Source organism: Dysgonomonas termitidis (assembly GCF_054657735.1).
In genome coordinates, this window is the sequence record NZ_BAAHYD010000003.1 from 500,995 (window position 1) to 517,586 (window position 16,592).

The following is a 16,592-nucleotide window of genomic DNA, read 5'->3' on the forward strand; positions in this document are numbered from 1 at the left end:
ATATATTAAAATATTTTAACGCTAGCGTAAATAAGTGTTATCTTTTTACAAATTAAACAATAAATAAATGAAAAATTGAGAATAATGAATCCTTATCAATTATTTTTACTCTCATATTTCCGGCAGGCTATCGGTGTATAGCTTCTTTTAGTTACCACTCTTATTTATTGCTGTTTATTATGATTTATGATCTTTTTTTTGACTTTCTCGCCCGCCAATTTTAAAATACGATCTGCATTTGTCCCAGAACAATATTCGAATTTGGTGCGTCCCACTTATTTGAGTAGTCGGAATAGGTGTAGTTCAGTTGGAAACGGCACGATTTATAGAAGTAATAATTTACCCCTAAGGTATAATCCATCACTTCGCTATTTATATTCTTATTCTGATTCAGATAATCGATCTTTGCGAATGCGTTGAGCTTCTCCGGAATGAAATACCATAATCCCACGCCATGAATACCCTCCTTGGCTATACCGCCATCGTTGGCCTTTATCCATTCTGCGCGTGCATATAACCTGTTGTTTTTATAATCTGAACTGATAATCCAACGGTTCCGCACATGGTCTTCTTGCTCGCTTTCTCCGGTCTTTCTGTAAGTAGCCTCGCCAAAATACCCGCCACCGCCTATGCGGAATCCTTTTACAGGTTGTAGCATAATATTGGCTGTAAAATCCTTCGAATTATTTGTTTCACTGGTAACGAGGCCTGTCCCCTGATATATTCCCAGTCCATATTCGAGAAGATGATGAGTACCCTTATTGATGAGGTTTCCGGATATCTTTATACCCATGTCGCGCCCGGCGTTATTCTTATTGTTTTGTAATTTTAAAACATCATCTCCCATACCTGCAAGTGCTGAGACAGAACGGGTATTGGTGATCGACTCCAAAGCAGTAAGAGAGAATTGATTTTCGAGGGAAAAAGGTGTTTTCATTTGCCCTACCCTGAGGTTAAAACTACCTGAGGGAGTCCAGTCGACATAATATTCTGTTAACGTAGGATTTACAAATTCCATCATCGCAAAGTATTTGAAATCTTTAAATATCTGCCCTTGCATATGTAAAAAGACAACTCTGGTGCTCAAATCATGCTTTACCTTGTTTACATCGCTATACTTATACAGCAATAAACCGTATCCCCCGAATTGCATATATGGCGTGTTAAATGCTTGTCTTATTTTTTCTACAGACTGGGTAAATGAATTATTCTGACTATCCTTATTTGATGATGCCCTCAGCGAATCAGCCTCATCCTGTGTAAGTATATTCTTTTCTACTAATTTTTTTAGAAGTTCTCTGTTCGGATCTTGCGAGTAGGCCAAAGAGCATGCTGTAAATAAAGAGAGTGCGAGTAGAAGTTTCTTCATAAAGTCTTTTGAATGGTTTTATTGTTTATATAAATTAATTGATGTTTATAGGTTCTCCAAGATGTTTTGGCCCTTTACCTGTAATGATATCGACAAAGACTTTCACCCGTGCGAATAGTTCCCTTATTTTTGTCCGGTACGAAAAGCGATTCAGATCAATATCCTTCGCGTTATACCCATATGCCTCCAATCCGTAATATTGAGCCAGGAATACGGCTCTCTCGTTATGAAACTTCTGGGACACGATAATAAAAGATTTTTGTCCGAATATTTCGCTCATCCTCACCACCGAGTCGAGTGTGCGCAGTCCGGCATAGTCCATGTATATAATATCTCCGGGTACTCCGGCCTCAACTAAAGCGTCATACATATCCTGGGCTTCATTGTAGTCTTTTGTGCTGTTATCTCCACTCACAACAAAAGCCTTTACCTTTCCGGCATCGTATAATTCTTTGGCTGCCTGGATACGGTATGTGAAATATAAATTTTGGCGGCCTCCTATATACCTGGCCGCCCCCAATACCAATGCGGTTTTTTGTGCGGGAATGCTGTCTGTGTTATTGTAGACATAATCTTTGGTGTCATGGGGGATTTTCCAGTTAGCAAAAAGAACAGCCAATCCAATAATTATCAGATGAATAAGTATTATCAACAAAACTTTGGTTAATTTCTTTTTCGTGTAAGGCTTCATTAAATGCGGTCTAGTACTTTTTTAATTAAATCTTCAATTGAACCTTTGTAATTCGCGTTTGATTCTCCGGCAAGGCGATTGGCGATAATGGTACACACAGTCATGGCACGATGTCCCATCAATCGTCCCAATCCAGCGAGTGGGGCACTCTCCATCTCATAATTGGTTATCATATCTTCTCCAAACCGGAATGTCTCTATCTTGCTATTCAGATCAGGATTTGCCAAAGGTATGCGTACATACCGCCCCTGCGGGCCATAAAAGCCGATGGCGGAAATAGTTACACCTTTTATCATGTCATATCCGATTTGTTCCACAAGACTCTCATCAGCTTTGACTACATAGGGCGCACAATGCTGAGGGTTCCAGCCTACATGTTCTTTGAATGCCGCTTCAAAGTCGTTCAGAGTAATGCTGTTTCGTCCGTCATAATAGTTTAGCACGCCGTCGAATCCTATCGATTTGGCTGCTACTACATATGAACCTATCGGGCAGTGTGGTTGCAATCCGCCCGATGTTCCTACCCGCACCATCGTCAGTTGCTTGAAGTCTTTTTTTACTTCCCGGCTATTGAAGTCCACATTGGCTAAGGCATCCAGTTCCGTGAGGACAATATCAATATTATCAGGCCCAATGCCGTGTGATATGGCTGTTATGCGTTTACCTTTGTAAGTCCCGGTGATAGTATGAAACTCACGGCTTTGTATATTGCATTCTATGTTATCAAAAAACGAAGCGGTGAGTGTAACTCTTTCAGGGTCGCCCATCATTATTATTTTATCCGACAGTTGCTCCGGTTTTATATGCAGATGGAATATACTGCCATCAGTATTGATAATCAATTCGGAATCAGGTATTATTCGCATAGTATTTCTATTTAGTATTTCGAAATGCAAAGATATGGAATTTTGTCCATCGGGGAGATTGTAAACGATATAAAGTAAAAGACATACAAATCTGATTTTATTTTTAACTTTGTAAAATACTGACGGGTTATTCTTTCCTTATAGATAAATTTAATGTTAAATGATAATAACCATGAAAAGAAAACTAAGCGTATTTTTATCAATTATTTGCAGCTGCATACTTCTTTCCGGTAGCGGCCTGTATGCAAAAGAACCGGAAAGGAACTTCAGGGATGACGGAGAACTGTTTAAAGTTGCCATTGCGGGTTATACTTTTGTTAACTTCAACTTAGATGAGACATTGAAGATGATGCAGGAAGTAGATGTCCATTATCTGTGCATTAAAGACTTTCATCTGCCCCTAACCAGTACCGATGAGGAGATTGCAGCTTTTCATGCAAAACTTGCAGCTCATAATGTCACCGGATATGCCGTTGGGCCTATCTATATGAAAACAAAGGAGGAAGTAGACCGCGCTTTCGATTATGCCAAACGGGTAGGGGTGAAGTTAATCGTTGGTGTTCCTGATCTCGAGGTATTGCCCTATGTAGACCAAAAGGTGAAAGAGTACGGCTTCAAGTATGCCATTCACCTGCATGGTCCTGATATCAAGCTATACCCGAATGCTACGGATATATACGAGAATGTGAAAGATCTGGACCCGCGTATTGGTATGTGCCTCGATATTGGTCACGACGCCCGTGACGGACAAGATCCTGTTGCCGATCTGAAAAGGTATAAAGACCGTGTGTTTGATATTCATATGAAAAATACAACTGCAGCCAGCAAAGAAGGTAAAACAGGGGAGATCGGGCGTGGTATCATAGATATTCCTGCATTTGTGCGCATGCTTCGCGAAGTAAGATACGACGGGGCTTGTAGTCTGGAATACGAGCGTAATATGAAAACTCCTTTGGCGGGGATAGCCGAATCTATCGGATATTTCAGGGGAGTGATAGATGCGACCAGGTAAAAACCTTATTTTTGCAGGCTAAAATTATTCTAATGAAAATTACCCTTCTTGTCATAGGCAAAACTGATGCCGGATATTTCATCGATGCAGTGAGTGAATATCAGAAGCGGCTCGAGCATTATATTCCTTTCGAAATTCAGGTTATCCCTGATATAAAGAATACGAAGAGCCTTACTGCCGGTCAGCAAAAAGAAAAAGAAGGCGAGCTTATCCTCAGGAACCTGCAAGCGGGTGACTATCTGGTCTTACTGGACGATAAGGGGAAAGAATACACGTCCGTGCAATTCGCAGCCTATATTGAGAAGAAGACACATACAGTGGCCAGACGTCTTGTCTTTCTCATTGGCGGCCCTTATGGCTTTTCGCAGAATGTGTATGATAAGGCGAATGAAAAGCTGACCCTTTCGCGTATGACTTTTTCGCATCAGATGGTGCGCCTGATATTTGTGGAGCAGCTATACAGAGCTATGACAATTCTGAATAATGAGCCATATCACCATGAATGAAATTAAGAACGGGTTCAGCTATAAGTTGAACCCGTCTCCTTATATAGATATAAATCTTACATATTCATACCGCCGCAAACAGGAATAGCCTGTCCGCTAACATACGAAGAAAGGTCAGAACCTAAGAATACAGCTACATTAGCCACATCCTCCGGAGTACCGCCGCGACGCAACGGAATTTGTTCCGCCCATTTTTGTTTTACTTCGTCAGACAATACGCCTGTCATCTCTGTAATGATGAATCCCGGACAGATACAGTTGGCACGGATACCTCTTGAGCCAACCTCTTTAGCTATCGATTTGGCCAATCCGATCATACCGGCTTTGGATGCGGAGTAGTTTGTCTGCCCTGCATTACCGGAAAGACCTACAACTGAGCTCATATTGATAATGCTGCCACCTTTCTGTTTCATCATGATAGGAGTGATGGCATGGATGAAGTTGAATGCCGATTTCAGGTTGATATTGATAACCATATCCCATTGTTGCTCGCTCATACGCATCATCAGGCCGTCGCGGGTAATACCTGCGTTGTTTACAAGGATGTCGATCTGACCAAAGTCTTTCATTATTTCTTCTACCACTTTATGCGTATCTTCGAAGTTTGCGGCATTAGAAGCGTATCCTTTAGCTTTTACTCCGAAAGCGGCGATTTCCGCTTCAGTGGCTTTTGCGTTATCATCTATCGCTAAATCGGTGAATGCAACATTTGCACCTTGTTCTGCATATTTTAGGGCAATGGCTTTACCTATGCCGCGGGCTGCACCTGTAATGACAGCGGTTTTACCTTCAAGTAATTTCATAATTTAAGATGTAAATTAAATATAAATTCAGTTGATAATCATTTCTTCTTTTTGATCCCTTCGAATATCAGATAGGCGATATTCTCACGCTGAGACTCCGTTTTCAGACTTTCTGCTCTTATCTGCCCTCTTATATAAGGTACTTCCAGGCCTTTGAGCGCATGGTGAAGTATTTCGGCAGTGGCTTGTGTGTCGGGCATTTCGAAGGTGCCCTCTTCTACTCCTTTGGTCAGTATGTCATTGAGTACCTGTATCTCCTTTATGTCAAATGATTTGCGTACGTTCTGCACACGCCAGATGTCACGGAAGAAGTCGGCTTTTAAGGTGCCGTTTCTCACTACGACGTTCTTTACCGCGTCGAACCGGGTATAAAAGAAAAGGAGAAGCTTTTCGTCGGCAGGAAGTTTTTTGCTCGCTACCGATTGCAGGGCGTGGTACATCTGGTCGAGTTCGGTTTCCAGAACTGCCTGATAAACTTCATTCTTGTTGTTGAAGTATGTATATAATGTGCGGCGGCCCTTATGCGAAGCCACAGCGATATCGTTCATGGTTGTGTTATCCACACCCAGTTTTGCGAATAGTTGACGAGCTACGTCAATTAATATATTTCGGGTTTTGTTTATGGCCATATATTAAAACTGCACACAAATATTCTAAGTGTGCAAATTTAGCATAAAAATATTGAATATATAAGATTTTAGATGTTTTTATCAGTTTTTCTTAAGAAATACGAGAAAACGGAATCTGGACACTTATATTGCAAAAGGTAACAAAAGTAACAGATATATCAGTTAACAATCAACAGTGAACAGTCAACAGTTAGCAGTAAACTAACTTGTAACTCGTAACTGCCCGCAGGGCGAAGTAACTTGTAACTATTAAAAAAGGTAACAAACGTAACAGTTTTTTCAGTGAACAACTTGTATCTCGTATCTTGTTTACTTGTAACTCGTAACTGCTTTAATCAATCTTTCAAAGAGCTCCGGCAAATGTATAGATAAAGAAATCCCTGTTTTATGCAAACAGCCTCATATCTCTTATAAAATAAATAACCTCAAGCCAGAGGCCTGAGGTTATCTATCGTAAATAATAAAAGATTAACTGCCCTTTGTTTTATAATCTTATTCTATTACAGCAGCAAAACCTCCGTTTCTTGCCATATTGATCTTAATCTTATCCCCGGATTTCACACCAGTGCTCTTTTTTCTGTAGTCCATTGCCTGCCTGCCGGCATTGATACCATCCTCAAATGATGTCATTGTATATGTTTTTCCATTGTTGAGAAAGCTCAGGTCCAGTTCAAACTCACGGGAGGTTTCTTTATTGTTAGTCATTCCTCCGATATACCATTTATCTCCTTTACGCTTAGCTACAATGGTATATTCCCCAACCTGCGCAGCCAAAGCTTTAGTTTCATCCCATGTGGTAGGCACCTGTGTGATAAACTTTGTACAATCTTCATTGCGGTAATATAAAGTAGGATTATCCGCTAACATTTGCAGCCCGCTTTCGAAGATCACAAATAGCGCCAGTTGGTAAGCGCGTGTTCCTATACTGGCGGAATTCGGCCTTTGTCCGCAATATACATTTGGCTGCATGCTGATCATAGCCCCCGGCGTATAATCCATAGGCCCTACGGCATTACGCATAAACGGGAAGTAAACACTGTTGTCGGGAGTACAACCGCCCATCTGTTCCATTCCTCTTACACCCTCATAAGAGAGTACATTCGGGTATTTATATTCCAGTCCTGCCGGTTTGAAAGAACCGTGAAAGTCGACCAGGATGTTGTGCTTCGCGGCTTCTTTAGCCACTCTTTCATAATAGTTTACCATCCACTGATCGCTCCTGTCCATAAAGTCGATTTTCACACCTTTCACGCCCCATTCCTGAAATGTCCTGAATATTTCGAAATTGTTTTCTACAACCAGCCATGTAAGCCAGAGCACAATCCCTACATTCTTTTCTTTTCCGTAGCGGATCAGTTCATGTACATCTACTTTCGGATTCGGTGTATAAGGGTCGCGCGTACTCATTGCCCAGCCTTCATCCATAATAATATAAGGGATTCCGAATTTGGAGGCGAAATCTATATAATACTTATATGTTTCCAGGTTGTAGCCCGCTACAAAATTTACATCCGGGCCATAAGGCGACGCATCGTTCCACCATTCCCAGCTTACCTGTCCGGGCTTTATCCATGAAATATCCTGCAATTGGTTTTTGGTAGCAAGATTATATGTCATGGTGTTTTCTATCAGTTGCTTATCGTCTTTTGTTATCACAAAATAGCGCCACGGGTAATTCCTTTTTCCGGAAGTTTTGGCTATATAATCGGCCTCTCTAAGCAATTTTACGCTGCGGTCACCGTCGTCACCAAATTCGAGGGGGACTTTGGGGAATACCGATTGCATACCGTTAGTGCCTGTGCCTTTAAGAAACAAGCATGGATAGTCGGACAGGTCGGATTCGGAGATAAGTATTTTGTATTGCTTTTTTGTATCTATCAATACCGGTAGTACAGCCATCTTATCGGAGGCTTTCCAGTCTTTGCTTTCGATGTGTGTATATGGTTCCTCATATGCAGTTTTGAAACTACCCGGTTGTTGCAGATGCAGCAGGTATCCGGCAGGGAAATTCACAACGAGGTCTTCACCCAATACTTCTGCTTCCGTTTTCTTATTTGTGATAAAACGGTAAGCGATCCCATCATTGTATGCACGGAATTCAACTGAGTAATCTCCCTTGAACGTTAGCAGGAGCTGGTTATACTCGTCTTTCACCGTTGAAAATTTCAATGGGACAACAGGTTTGCTTTCCGATTTTACCTGCGACCGTTTTTGTTTCGATAATTTGGGGTTTTGTCCCAGTATTCCGTCCCTCAGGCTTAATTGCAGATAATTATTTTTTAATAATACATCATTATTGCACGAAATGTCATAATATATCCTGTCGGATATATTTAATGACACTTTCAGTGCCCCGTCCGGAGACGACAGTTCTGTTTGCTTCTGGGCGTAAAGGCACAACGCTAAGCAATTCATGAATAAAACCGCAAGTAAAATTTTTTTCATTCTGGTCGTTAAATTATAAGGGGTGTTATTGAGTTATAAATTAAGAATTATAAGTTACATGCCACTCACACCACTCTTCATTCTTAATTATTAATCCTTCATTATTTTATAGCTCCTATCCGCGCATACATTTCAATCATGGCGGCCTGAGTCAACAACCATTTTTTGTCATCCTTCTTTTTCCCGCTCCAGTCTGTATTGAAAAGTCCGTTATCGTCACGTGTGTGGGTCCATGCATAGTCCAGATTCTTGTCGAAGGTATCTATGTATATCTTGTTGTTATCCAGATGATATAGTTCTATAAAACCTCTGAGCATAACGGCTATAAACCATACATCACCCTTTTTCAGTAATTTGAACTGTTCGCCATCCGGTGAGGTGAAATCATTAAAGAAATGATTATAGCACGAACTGGCTATATTCTGTGCTTCGGAGAGGTATGTTTCATCCTTTGTAAACTTATATAAGAGCGCCGCAGATTGCATCATCTGCCCGCTGTTGTAAGCATATTTGGCTTCGCCTATTTTGCCGTTGAGCCCTATGTTGTCATAATAAAGATAATCTGATGTATCCTGTAAGTGTTTTTTTGTCCAGTCATACAGGTTTTTTCCTAAATGGAAATATGTACTGTCTTTTGTAGCTTCGAACAGTTTTAAAGCAAAGACGGAACCCGGGGCGTTCGAACAGGTATTTTTGGATTCTTTTTTCTGTTCGCACCAATAGATACCACCATCCAGCTTGTCGTCGATACCACTGGCAACAAAAGTCCAGATCAGTTTGGCCTTGTCAAGGTATTTACTCTCGTTGGTCATCATATAAGTGTCCGTAAAGTCTATACCCAGCCATACATTATCATCATAGAACCGGTCGGACTGCGGAGCTGCGTTTATATATGAAGCGTATCCCGGAGGATTTCTTTTCAGATCGAAATATTCTTCCAGTCCCGGCAGCACTTTTGTATCCAGTATTTGCTGGTATTTTTTGTCCTTTGTGGCTTCAAACAGTGCATTGACAGCAGAGAATGTGCCCGAGTAAGGCCACAGGTAAGAATACTGATTAGGTGTATTGGCCTGTTCTGATGAAGCCAGATACGTAGCAGTGTATGCTTCGTCGAACGGATAATTTTCCCGCAGCAGGTTGGTATTGGGAGCCGAATAGTTCCGGTAAAGAGAGTCCAGTGTGATTTGCGCTCTTTCCTGATTAGATACGGTGTTTGATACTTCCTTTTTGCTACAGTTGCTAAAAGCGCAGACGCTGATAATTAAACTAAAAAAAATGTACGTTCTTTTCATTTACCTTATTTTTGTTTTGTTGAATATTTTATTGAATAAGCTCCGGCATCCCGGTGGATATGACATCTGTTTGTTTTTATACCGGGGCGAAACGAATGCAGTAATAAACCGAAACCGGCCCGGATATAGGTATTAAATATTAATCGTTAATTTAAGAGCACTTATTTGCAAAATGATGTATATGGGCAAATATCTTATTTAAAGATTAAAGCGGCCATGCATAATGATGACAAATAGATTGCAATAATACTAAAATTATGTGATATCTGCAAGAGGATCTTAGCTGAGATCATTTGCGCCGGGTCTGTTGGCCAGAACCCCGGGAGACAGCAAAAAAACACTCCGGCAAATACTTTTTATACTTTATTTTCCAGATCTTCAAAACATACATAAAATTGTCCGTTTATTTCTATATGTATGATTTTACATAAAACTGACCGGATACATGCCGGCAACTGATAAGCATCAGCTAAAAGCCGGAATATGTGATAGCCTTTATATCCATAACTTACACTTATTATTCATAATTCCTAACTATTTCCCTATCTTTGCATCCATTTCCGAAACTAAAGAAACATCAATGAGCCGAAAGAAAAAAGAGCTTCCTCTGATAGAGAATGTACAGATTATAGATGTAGCCGCTGAAGGCAAGGCCATAGCCAAAGTAGATGATCTGGTCGTGTTTATCCCGTATGTAGTACCGGGCGATGTAGTCGATTTACAGATCACCCGTAAGAAAAATAAGTATGCAGAGGGTAAACCCGTCCGCTTTGTAACATACTCTCCTGACCGGGTAGAAGCATTCTGTGAACATTTCGGCATCTGTGGCGGATGTAAATGGCAGATACTGCCATATCCGGAGCAGTTGAAATTCAAACAGAAACAGGTGGCCGACAACCTTACCCGCATAGGGAAAATAGAGCTGCCCGAAATTCAACCTGTCCTGGGTTCGGAAAAGACAGAGTTTTACCGGAATAAGCTGGAATACACTTTCTCGAATAAGAAATGGCTGACCTTGGAGCAATTACGTTCGGGAGGGGATTTCGCAGAAATGAATATGGATGCGTTGGGCTTTCACATTCCGGGAATGTTCGACAAGGTACTGGATATCAATAGATGCTGGTTGCAAGATGATGTTTCGAACCAGATACGCAACTTTATCCGTCAGTACTGCCATGAAAAAGGATATGCTTTTTTTGACCTGCGGAACAGGGGAGGATTGATGCGCAACCTGATAATCCGCACATCTACTACCGGCGAATTGATGGTTATCGTTGTATTCTACGATGACGGCAAACAACAGCAGGAAGATTTGCTGAAAGCCATCGCCGATAAGTTTCCTCAGATTACGGCCCTGCTGTATATTATCAACCAGAAGGCGAATGATACGATCACCGATCAGGAGGTGCTGACATGGAAAGGCAATGATTTTATCTATGAAGAGATGGAGGGGCTTAAATTTAAAATTGGTCCGAAATCATTCTATCAGACAAATAGTGAGCAGGCTTATAATCTATATAAAATTGCACGGGATTTTGCGCAGTTGAACGGGGATGAGCTTGTGTATGACCTATATACCGGAACAGGCACAATCGCTAACTTTGTCGCGCGCCGGTCGAAAAAGGTCATTGGAATAGAATATGTGGAAGATGCTATTGAGGATGCCAGGTTCAATTCGCAGAACAACAAGATAGATAATACACTGTTCTATGCCGGGGATATGAAGGATATACTTACACAGGATTTCATTAATGAACATGGCCGTCCGGATGTAATCATTACCGATCCTCCGCGCGCAGGGATGCATGACGATGTTATCAGGTCCATATTATTTGCCGAACCCCGGCGGATTGTGTACGTGAGCTGTAATCCGGCGACTCAGGCCAGGGATCTGTCTCTATTGGACGAGAAGTATAAAGTTTCGAAAGTTCAGCCGGTAGATATGTTCCCCCATACTCATCATGTAGAGAATGTGGTTCTGTTGGAGATACGGTGATCGAGGAGTGAAATTTACTTGAAGGCGAGATATGTCCACACAGGGTAGTGATCGGAATACTTAACCTTGTCTACTGTGCAATTATAGGATTCGAAGGCGCGGGAGTGCAGTATAAAGTCTATTCTCACCCAGAAGTAGTTTTCATGATAAGTTATCCCTTGTCCAAAACCCGAATTTGCGTATGAGTCCACCAAATCGCCCTTCATCGTGCGATAGGCGTATGATATGGGCGTATCATTGAAGTCGCCGCATACGATGGTTGCTTTGGCATCCTGCTTATCCATAAAACTTCTGATAAGGTTTACCTGCGATTCGCGTATCTGATATGCTGCACCCAATCTGTCCTGAAGGGTACTGGCCATTTCGTCGAACGATTCCCTGTCCCTTGTTTTCAGAAAGTCTTTATAGAGTTTTTTGTCTTCAGTGGTCAGCCTGTTCGACTCCAGATGGTTCACGACAAGGGTGACAGTGCGGCGGTCTATTTCCAGCTTGTGTATAACAGAGCCGTTGTAAGTACTTTGAATAGGTACCTTTATTGATTCTGTGATAGGGAACTTTGAATAGCAGGCGATGCCGTAAATATAAGACTTTTTTGCCTTACCCGTTTTCCCTAATTCGGTGATAGAACGGTATGGATAGTCCTTCATTATCTCGTTCAGTTCCTGCACTGAAATGATACTGCCATTACTCTTCTTGGTTGATACGGCAAACTCCTGAAAACAGACAATGTCGGCATTGCTTTGTGTTACATAGTCCAGAATCGGGTTATTCCGGGCTTTGTTGCCTGTCAGCCAGTTAAACCCCCTGACATTATAGGTGAGCACCTTAATACTGTTTTTGGGGATGTCTTTTTCTTTTGTTTCCATATGTACGGGGAAACAGGTAGATATCGGTTGCCAGCAGGCCAGGATTACAACAAGTTGTATGACAGCATACTTCCAGCGGAAGAAAACAGTCCAGAGAATGAGATAAGCTATATTAATAAATAGCAGGATGGGAAATATCAACCCTAAATAAGCGATGAGGAGAGCTTTGGAGGGAACCACCGACCATGCTAATAATGATAATAGTAATAAAATAATTGCTACAATGTTGGTTGCAAAGACCGTATACTTAATAACTCTGCCGATCTTCTTCCCTAAGAGATTACTTGTTGCTGGCATCGAATAATCGTTTTTTTTCTGCTGAACTAAGGCTGTTATAGCCTGAGGCCTTAAGCTTATCCAGAATGCGGTCTATTTCTTCGGATTCGTTATATTTTCGCTGATTATATTCGTAGTCCGTTTGGTTCTTGTACTTCACCTTCATTTTAGGGTTGGTCTTTGATTTAGGCTTTGTTAAATTGGCAATAAAATCTATTATTCTGTTGACCCAGCGAGTGATGTCCTTTCCCTTCAGATATTGCTTCGCATATATATATCCCATTAATGCGCCGCCAATGTGGGCTATATGACCTCCGGGATTACTGGTGCTGGTAAGGCCGATAAAATCGAGAACAAAGATTACCAAAGCTATATAGATGATTTTTATCCGTCCCAGAAAAAGGAGCCCGATTTCGGTATCAGGCCGATAAAATGCAACCGCAAATATGATTGCCATTACCGAAGCTGATGCTCCGATCATCGGAGCCTCGTTCATAAGCACAAACATCGGGACCGTATTGAATGTCAGTACGAAAAGGGCGGCTCCGGCCAATCCTCCGAGTATATATAAGCTGCCAAGGCTTTTGGCATTGAAATACGAAAGAAATATCTGTCCGAACCAATACAGCATTAACATATTGAATAGTATATGGAAAAAGCCTTCATGCACAAACATATATGTTAAAGGTGTCCAGAAATGCGTCTTCAATAATCCGGGTTGTGCCGGTATGGCTATATAGCTGATAATGTAATCAGTAATATCTATATTGAACAGCTTGGTGATGTTGACCGCTATCAATATCAGGAAAACGCATATATTGATGACGATCAACCGTATCAATACATCCTTTCGCTTAAGTATCGGTTTTATATTATCCGAAAATATTCCCATTTGTAGTAAATCCTTTTTTACGCCAGTAAAGTAATATGATAAGACCTGTTATTAGTCCTCCCAGATGGGCAAAATGTGCCACGTTATCACCAACCCTATCCACAATACCTAAAGAAAGCTCTATGACTCCGTATCCGATAACGAACCATTTAGCCTTGATTGGTATCGGTGGAAACAAGAGCATTAGCTCTGCGTTGGGAAACAGCATCCCGAACGCTACCAGTATTCCAAAGACTGCGCCTGACGCGCCCAGCATTGGAGTATTGATAAGTACGAATAAATCCTGTATTGCTTCGTGATCATTTACGTTTGCCATAATACTGGTAACTCCGGCTTGCACTTGTGATACTATATCAGGAGATAAACTTCCTTCGATACCTCTGATCCGGAGGTAGGTCACTAATATTTGCAGGGCTGCCGCTCCTATTCCCGTAATAACATAATATACAAAGAATTTCTTAGGCCCCCACACTGTTTCCAATACGCGTCCAAACATAAATACGGCGAACATATTGAAAAATAAATGGCTAATACTGCCGTGCATAAACATATACGTTATGATCTGGTGAGGCATAAAAAGGGAGGAAGAGATATAATGAAGAGACAGGTAATCATTCAGGTCCACTACATTCTTCAACATTATAGTTGCGAAATATGCTAATACATTTATGATAAGCAGATTCCGTGTGACAACCGGAATGGAACCCATAAAACCCGCACTATTCTGATTCATCTTATTTCCTTAAAATTTGTTTATCCAAAGCCCAAAAGTACTTATATTTTTTCTTTTTTATTCTAAAATGAGGTCTACATTTAGATATTTTGCGATTTGGTGTGAGTTTTTCCCTATTTTTTTTATGATTATTAAATAAAACACTTATATTTGGGAGCTAGAAATAGAAGATGGAGAAAAACGTAATTTCAGTTATATAATGTTTAATTAATCATTACAAAATTTATTATGAACAAGACAGAACTTATCAATGCTATTGCTGAAAAATCAGGCTTGAGCAAAGTAGATTCTAAAAAAGCGCTGGAAGCTTTTATCGAATCAGTAACAGGAGAAGTTAAAGCAGGTGGAAAAGTAGCCCTAGTTGGTTTCGGTACATTCTCTGTAACTCAAAAAGCTGCTAGAAAAGGGATTAATCCTAGAACTAAGGCAGTTATCAATATCCCTGCTAAGAAAACTGTTAAATTTAAAGCTGGTGCTGATTTAGCTGCATTGTAATTTAACTATTACATCTCTAAAAGATAAAGAGCAGAAAAGGTAGTCCTTTTCTGCTTTTTCTTTATAAGAAAAACGGTAAACAAACGGTCTCTGATAACTGTCCTAACAAACTTAAACAGCCGCTTCGGACATTAATAGCGATTTAAATAAGTTCTTTACAGATATACAGGTTATTTTCAAAGAATAAAGAAAATGGAATACAAAATAGAATACATACCCGGAAACAACTAAAAGACGAATTTAACAGAAAAGGAAATGTGAACTTCTATACTACAGGAATCGCTATGCAAAAGTGTAATTTGACGATATGACTTTGTCATAAGAAATAGTATCATAACTATATTTTTACATTCGCTATAATATAAAATGCAGCAAAAAACACCAATATTGCATCATATAAATATAGACACTAATTAAAAATACATACACTATGAAAAAAATGCTTTGTTTTACATTGTTAATGATTGGATGCATATTTTATTCCTGTGATGATAATGACAGTGGTTTAAAGCCTATTACGCTAAAGGACCAGGAAAATACAACAATCTCGTTAATGTATCCTAACGATACTAAATATAGTTTTCCGATACAAGGGGGAGATGGAAATTACTCTGTAAAATCAGAAAATGAAGATATAGTCAAAGTCAACATGATTTCAACTATAGATTTTAGTATTGAGATTATTGGTTTAGGAGAAACTAAAATTGCCATAACTGATAATTCTCAAAACTCATTGATCCTGAATGTTATTGTGGATTATGAAACTCATAGTTATATTGTAAAGCAACAAAATGTAAAAGTAGTTGGAGGAGATTTGACCGAGAACCAAAAAAATGCAATTATTGAAGCTCAACTTGCTAAAATACCGGTAAAAGTAGATGGAGGTTATAAATTTATCTTTACTGATAGACTGAATGGCAAAGGAGAAGCTATCATTTATACAGATACATACGGTGGTAATAAAAAGGTGGAAACTTCTTTTGAAATGAAAGAACATGGTAACGAGAATTTTACAGAAGCTTATAAATGGGGGTATGAAATAGATTTTAGCGTTGAAAAAAGAATATTCGTTCTTGGAAGATATTATCCAACAACAAAAGCGACAGAAAAATTCCCAATGGCTTTAATGGAAGATGTTACTCAAGAAGTACAAAAAGAATTTCCAAAAGCAGAGTTGGTTATTACATCTCAACTCATTGAAAAAGTATTTTATTAATATACTTTCATATAGACTTAATAGCCCTGTATCATAAAGTATGGGGCTTTATTATTTTTTGCCATAAAAAAAGTGATATTCAAAAATGTGACCGGTTTATTTGTCGTTGAATCAATCGTTTAAATGATTCTTCGCTTAATTGATATATTTAAACAGTTACACTTTTAGTGGTAAAAAGCTGAAAGCGGTTATGATTGGGCGGTATTGCCAACTGACAAATGGATAATTGTATCGGGGGTAATGTTTTTATAGTCAATTGTAAATCAACGCTTATTATGATTTTACACCATAAAAAAGCGACCCTGCGGTCGCTTATAAATCCGGTGAAATTTTAACATTTGCGGAAGCGGGGGGATTCGAACCCCCGGTACAGTTACCCGTACGTCAGTTTAGCAAACTGGTGGTTTCAGCCACTCACCCACACTTCCTGAAATCGCAAAAAGCATCATTTTGCTCAATTGCGATGCAAATATAATTGTTTGTTTTGATTATACAAACAAGTTTC

The 16,592-nt window shown here is 40.0% G+C and carries 15 protein-coding genes and 1 tRNA gene; 5 read left to right on the top strand and 11 right to left on the bottom strand.

Translation table 11 applies throughout. The features are described from left to right. Window positions 1–220: 220 nt before the first annotated feature. From ACYQ3L_RS23315 to ACYQ3L_RS23325, 3 genes are read right to left on the bottom strand one after another with little or no spacing between them, the layout of a single operon-like run. Complete coding sequence (locus ACYQ3L_RS23315; RefSeq protein ID WP_379998951.1) at window positions 221–1,369, bottom strand: porin; 1,149 nt, start codon at window positions 1,367–1,369, stop codon at window positions 221–223. Between the two features lie 34 nt (window positions 1,370–1,403). After that, window positions 1,404–2,060, bottom strand: coding sequence for a SanA/YdcF family protein (locus ACYQ3L_RS23320; RefSeq protein ID WP_379998949.1), 657 nt, complete (start codon window positions 2,058–2,060; stop codon window positions 1,404–1,406). Continuing rightward, window positions 2,060–2,926, bottom strand: coding sequence for a nucleoside phosphorylase (locus tag ACYQ3L_RS23325; RefSeq protein WP_379998947.1), 867 nt, complete (start codon window positions 2,924–2,926; stop codon window positions 2,060–2,062). The genes ACYQ3L_RS23320 and ACYQ3L_RS23325 overlap by 1 nt, the downstream gene beginning before the upstream one ends. 172 nt (window positions 2,927–3,098) lie before the next feature. On the opposite strand from ACYQ3L_RS23325, the gene ACYQ3L_RS23330 reads away from it, so the two are divergent. Both ACYQ3L_RS23330 and rlmH read left to right on the top strand, forming a co-directional pair. Then, complete coding sequence (locus tag ACYQ3L_RS23330; protein WP_379998945.1) at window positions 3,099–3,938, top strand: sugar phosphate isomerase/epimerase family protein; 840 nt, start codon at window positions 3,099–3,101, stop codon at window positions 3,936–3,938. 32 nt (window positions 3,939–3,970) lie between these two features. Beyond that, the gene (gene rlmH / locus ACYQ3L_RS23335; RefSeq protein WP_379998943.1) at window positions 3,971–4,444 is read left to right on the top strand and encodes a 23S rRNA (pseudouridine(1915)-N(3))-methyltransferase RlmH; all 474 of its coding nucleotides are present in this window, start codon (window positions 3,971–3,973) and stop codon (window positions 4,442–4,444) included. A 56-nt stretch (window positions 4,445–4,500) separates the two neighbouring features. Here the strand turns inward: rlmH and fabG are convergent, their stop codons facing one another. The 4 genes from fabG to ACYQ3L_RS23355 all read right to left on the bottom strand — a co-directional run bounded on the left by fabG (window position 4,501) and on the right by ACYQ3L_RS23355 (window position 9,613). Continuing rightward, window positions 4,501–5,247: a 3-oxoacyl-[acyl-carrier-protein] reductase gene (gene fabG / locus ACYQ3L_RS23340; RefSeq protein ID WP_379998941.1), complete on the bottom strand. Its 747-nt coding sequence runs from the start codon at window positions 5,245–5,247 to the stop codon at window positions 4,501–4,503. A 38-nt stretch (window positions 5,248–5,285) separates the two neighbouring features. Beyond that, window positions 5,286–5,876 carry a TetR/AcrR family transcriptional regulator gene (locus tag ACYQ3L_RS23345; protein ID WP_006801063.1) on the bottom strand — a complete coding sequence of 197 codons (591 nt, stop codon included), beginning with the start codon at window positions 5,874–5,876 and terminating at the stop codon, window positions 5,286–5,288. Window positions 5,877–6,368: 492 nt separating this feature from the next. Further along, window positions 6,369–8,321 (bottom strand): glycoside hydrolase family 97 protein, encoded by a 1,953-nt coding sequence (locus tag ACYQ3L_RS23350; RefSeq protein WP_379998939.1) that lies wholly within the window; start codon window positions 8,319–8,321, stop codon window positions 6,369–6,371. A 101-nt stretch (window positions 8,322–8,422) separates the two neighbouring features. Further along, a complete protein-coding gene (locus ACYQ3L_RS23355; protein WP_379998937.1) occupies window positions 8,423–9,613 on the bottom strand; it encodes a glycoside hydrolase family 76 protein in 1,191 nt (396 codons plus the stop codon). A 580-nt stretch (window positions 9,614–10,193) separates the two neighbouring features. Here ACYQ3L_RS23355 and rlmD point away from each other — a divergent pair. Continuing rightward, complete coding sequence (rlmD, locus tag ACYQ3L_RS23360) at window positions 10,194–11,609, top strand: 23S rRNA (uracil(1939)-C(5))-methyltransferase RlmD (RefSeq protein WP_379998963.1); 1,416 nt, start codon at window positions 10,194–10,196, stop codon at window positions 11,607–11,609. Window positions 11,610–11,623: 14 nt separating this feature from the next. Here rlmD and ACYQ3L_RS23365 read toward each other — a convergent pair whose 3' ends face one another. The 3 genes from ACYQ3L_RS23365 to ACYQ3L_RS23375 are packed head-to-tail and all read right to left on the bottom strand — an operon-like array spanning window position 11,624 to window position 14,376. Next, window positions 11,624–12,772, bottom strand: coding sequence for an endonuclease/exonuclease/phosphatase family protein (locus ACYQ3L_RS23365; protein ID WP_379998935.1), 1,149 nt, complete (start codon window positions 12,770–12,772; stop codon window positions 11,624–11,626). Continuing rightward, on the bottom strand, window positions 12,756–13,643 hold the full coding sequence (locus ACYQ3L_RS23370; RefSeq protein ID WP_379998933.1) for a rhomboid family intramembrane serine protease: 888 nt from the start codon (window positions 13,641–13,643) through the stop codon (window positions 12,756–12,758). The genes ACYQ3L_RS23365 and ACYQ3L_RS23370 overlap by 17 nt, the downstream gene beginning before the upstream one ends. Next, complete coding sequence (locus tag ACYQ3L_RS23375) at window positions 13,624–14,376, bottom strand: rhomboid family intramembrane serine protease (RefSeq protein WP_379998931.1); 753 nt, start codon at window positions 14,374–14,376, stop codon at window positions 13,624–13,626. Before ACYQ3L_RS23375 ends, ACYQ3L_RS23370 begins: the two co-directional genes overlap by 20 nt. A gap of 228 nt (window positions 14,377–14,604) precedes the next feature. Between ACYQ3L_RS23375 and ACYQ3L_RS23380 the strand changes: the two genes are divergently transcribed. Then, the gene (locus ACYQ3L_RS23380; RefSeq protein ID WP_006801109.1) at window positions 14,605–14,871 is read left to right on the top strand and encodes an HU family DNA-binding protein; all 267 of its coding nucleotides are present in this window, start codon (window positions 14,605–14,607) and stop codon (window positions 14,869–14,871) included. A gap of 430 nt (window positions 14,872–15,301) precedes the next feature. Then, a complete protein-coding gene (locus tag ACYQ3L_RS23385; RefSeq protein ID WP_379998929.1) occupies window positions 15,302–16,087 on the top strand; it encodes a hypothetical protein in 786 nt (261 codons plus the stop codon). Window positions 16,088–16,428: 341 nt separating this feature from the next. Here the strand turns inward: ACYQ3L_RS23385 and ACYQ3L_RS23390 are convergent. Continuing rightward, a tRNA-Ser gene (locus tag ACYQ3L_RS23390) sits at window positions 16,429–16,515 on the bottom strand. Window positions 16,516–16,592: the final 77 nt, after the last annotated feature.

Coding starts and splice junctions, on each gene's coding strand:
- ACYQ3L_RS23375 (WP_379998931.1), bottom strand. CDS start 14,376: ATGAATCAGAATAGTGCGGGTTTTATGGGTTCCATTCCGGTTGTCACA.
- fabG (WP_379998941.1), bottom strand. CDS start 5,247: ATGAAATTACTTGAAGGTAAAACCGCTGTCATTACAGGTGCAGCCCGC.
- ACYQ3L_RS23365 (WP_379998935.1), bottom strand. CDS start 12,772: ATGCCAGCAACAAGTAATCTCTTAGGGAAGAAGATCGGCAGAGTTATT.
- ACYQ3L_RS23385 (WP_379998929.1), top strand. CDS start 15,302: ATGAAAAAAATGCTTTGTTTTACATTGTTAATGATTGGATGCATATTT.
- rlmH (WP_379998943.1), top strand. CDS start 3,971: ATGAAAATTACCCTTCTTGTCATAGGCAAAACTGATGCCGGATATTTC.
- ACYQ3L_RS23345 (WP_006801063.1), bottom strand. CDS start 5,876: ATGGCCATAAACAAAACCCGAAATATATTAATTGACGTAGCTCGTCAA.
- ACYQ3L_RS23350 (WP_379998939.1), bottom strand. CDS start 8,321: ATGAAAAAAATTTTACTTGCGGTTTTATTCATGAATTGCTTAGCGTTG.
- ACYQ3L_RS23370 (WP_379998933.1), bottom strand. CDS start 13,643: ATGGGAATATTTTCGGATAATATAAAACCGATACTTAAGCGAAAGGAT.
- ACYQ3L_RS23325 (WP_379998947.1), bottom strand. CDS start 2,926: ATGCGAATAATACCTGATTCCGAATTGATTATCAATACTGATGGCAGT.
- ACYQ3L_RS23380 (WP_006801109.1), top strand. CDS start 14,605: ATGAACAAGACAGAACTTATCAATGCTATTGCTGAAAAATCAGGCTTG.
- ACYQ3L_RS23355 (WP_379998937.1), bottom strand. CDS start 9,613: ATGAAAAGAACGTACATTTTTTTTAGTTTAATTATCAGCGTCTGCGCT.
- ACYQ3L_RS23330 (WP_379998945.1), top strand. CDS start 3,099: ATGAAAAGAAAACTAAGCGTATTTTTATCAATTATTTGCAGCTGCATA.
- ACYQ3L_RS23315 (WP_379998951.1), bottom strand. CDS start 1,369: ATGAAGAAACTTCTACTCGCACTCTCTTTATTTACAGCATGCTCTTTG.
- ACYQ3L_RS23320 (WP_379998949.1), bottom strand. CDS start 2,060: ATGAAGCCTTACACGAAAAAGAAATTAACCAAAGTTTTGTTGATAATA.
- rlmD (WP_379998963.1), top strand. CDS start 10,194: ATGAGCCGAAAGAAAAAAGAGCTTCCTCTGATAGAGAATGTACAGATT.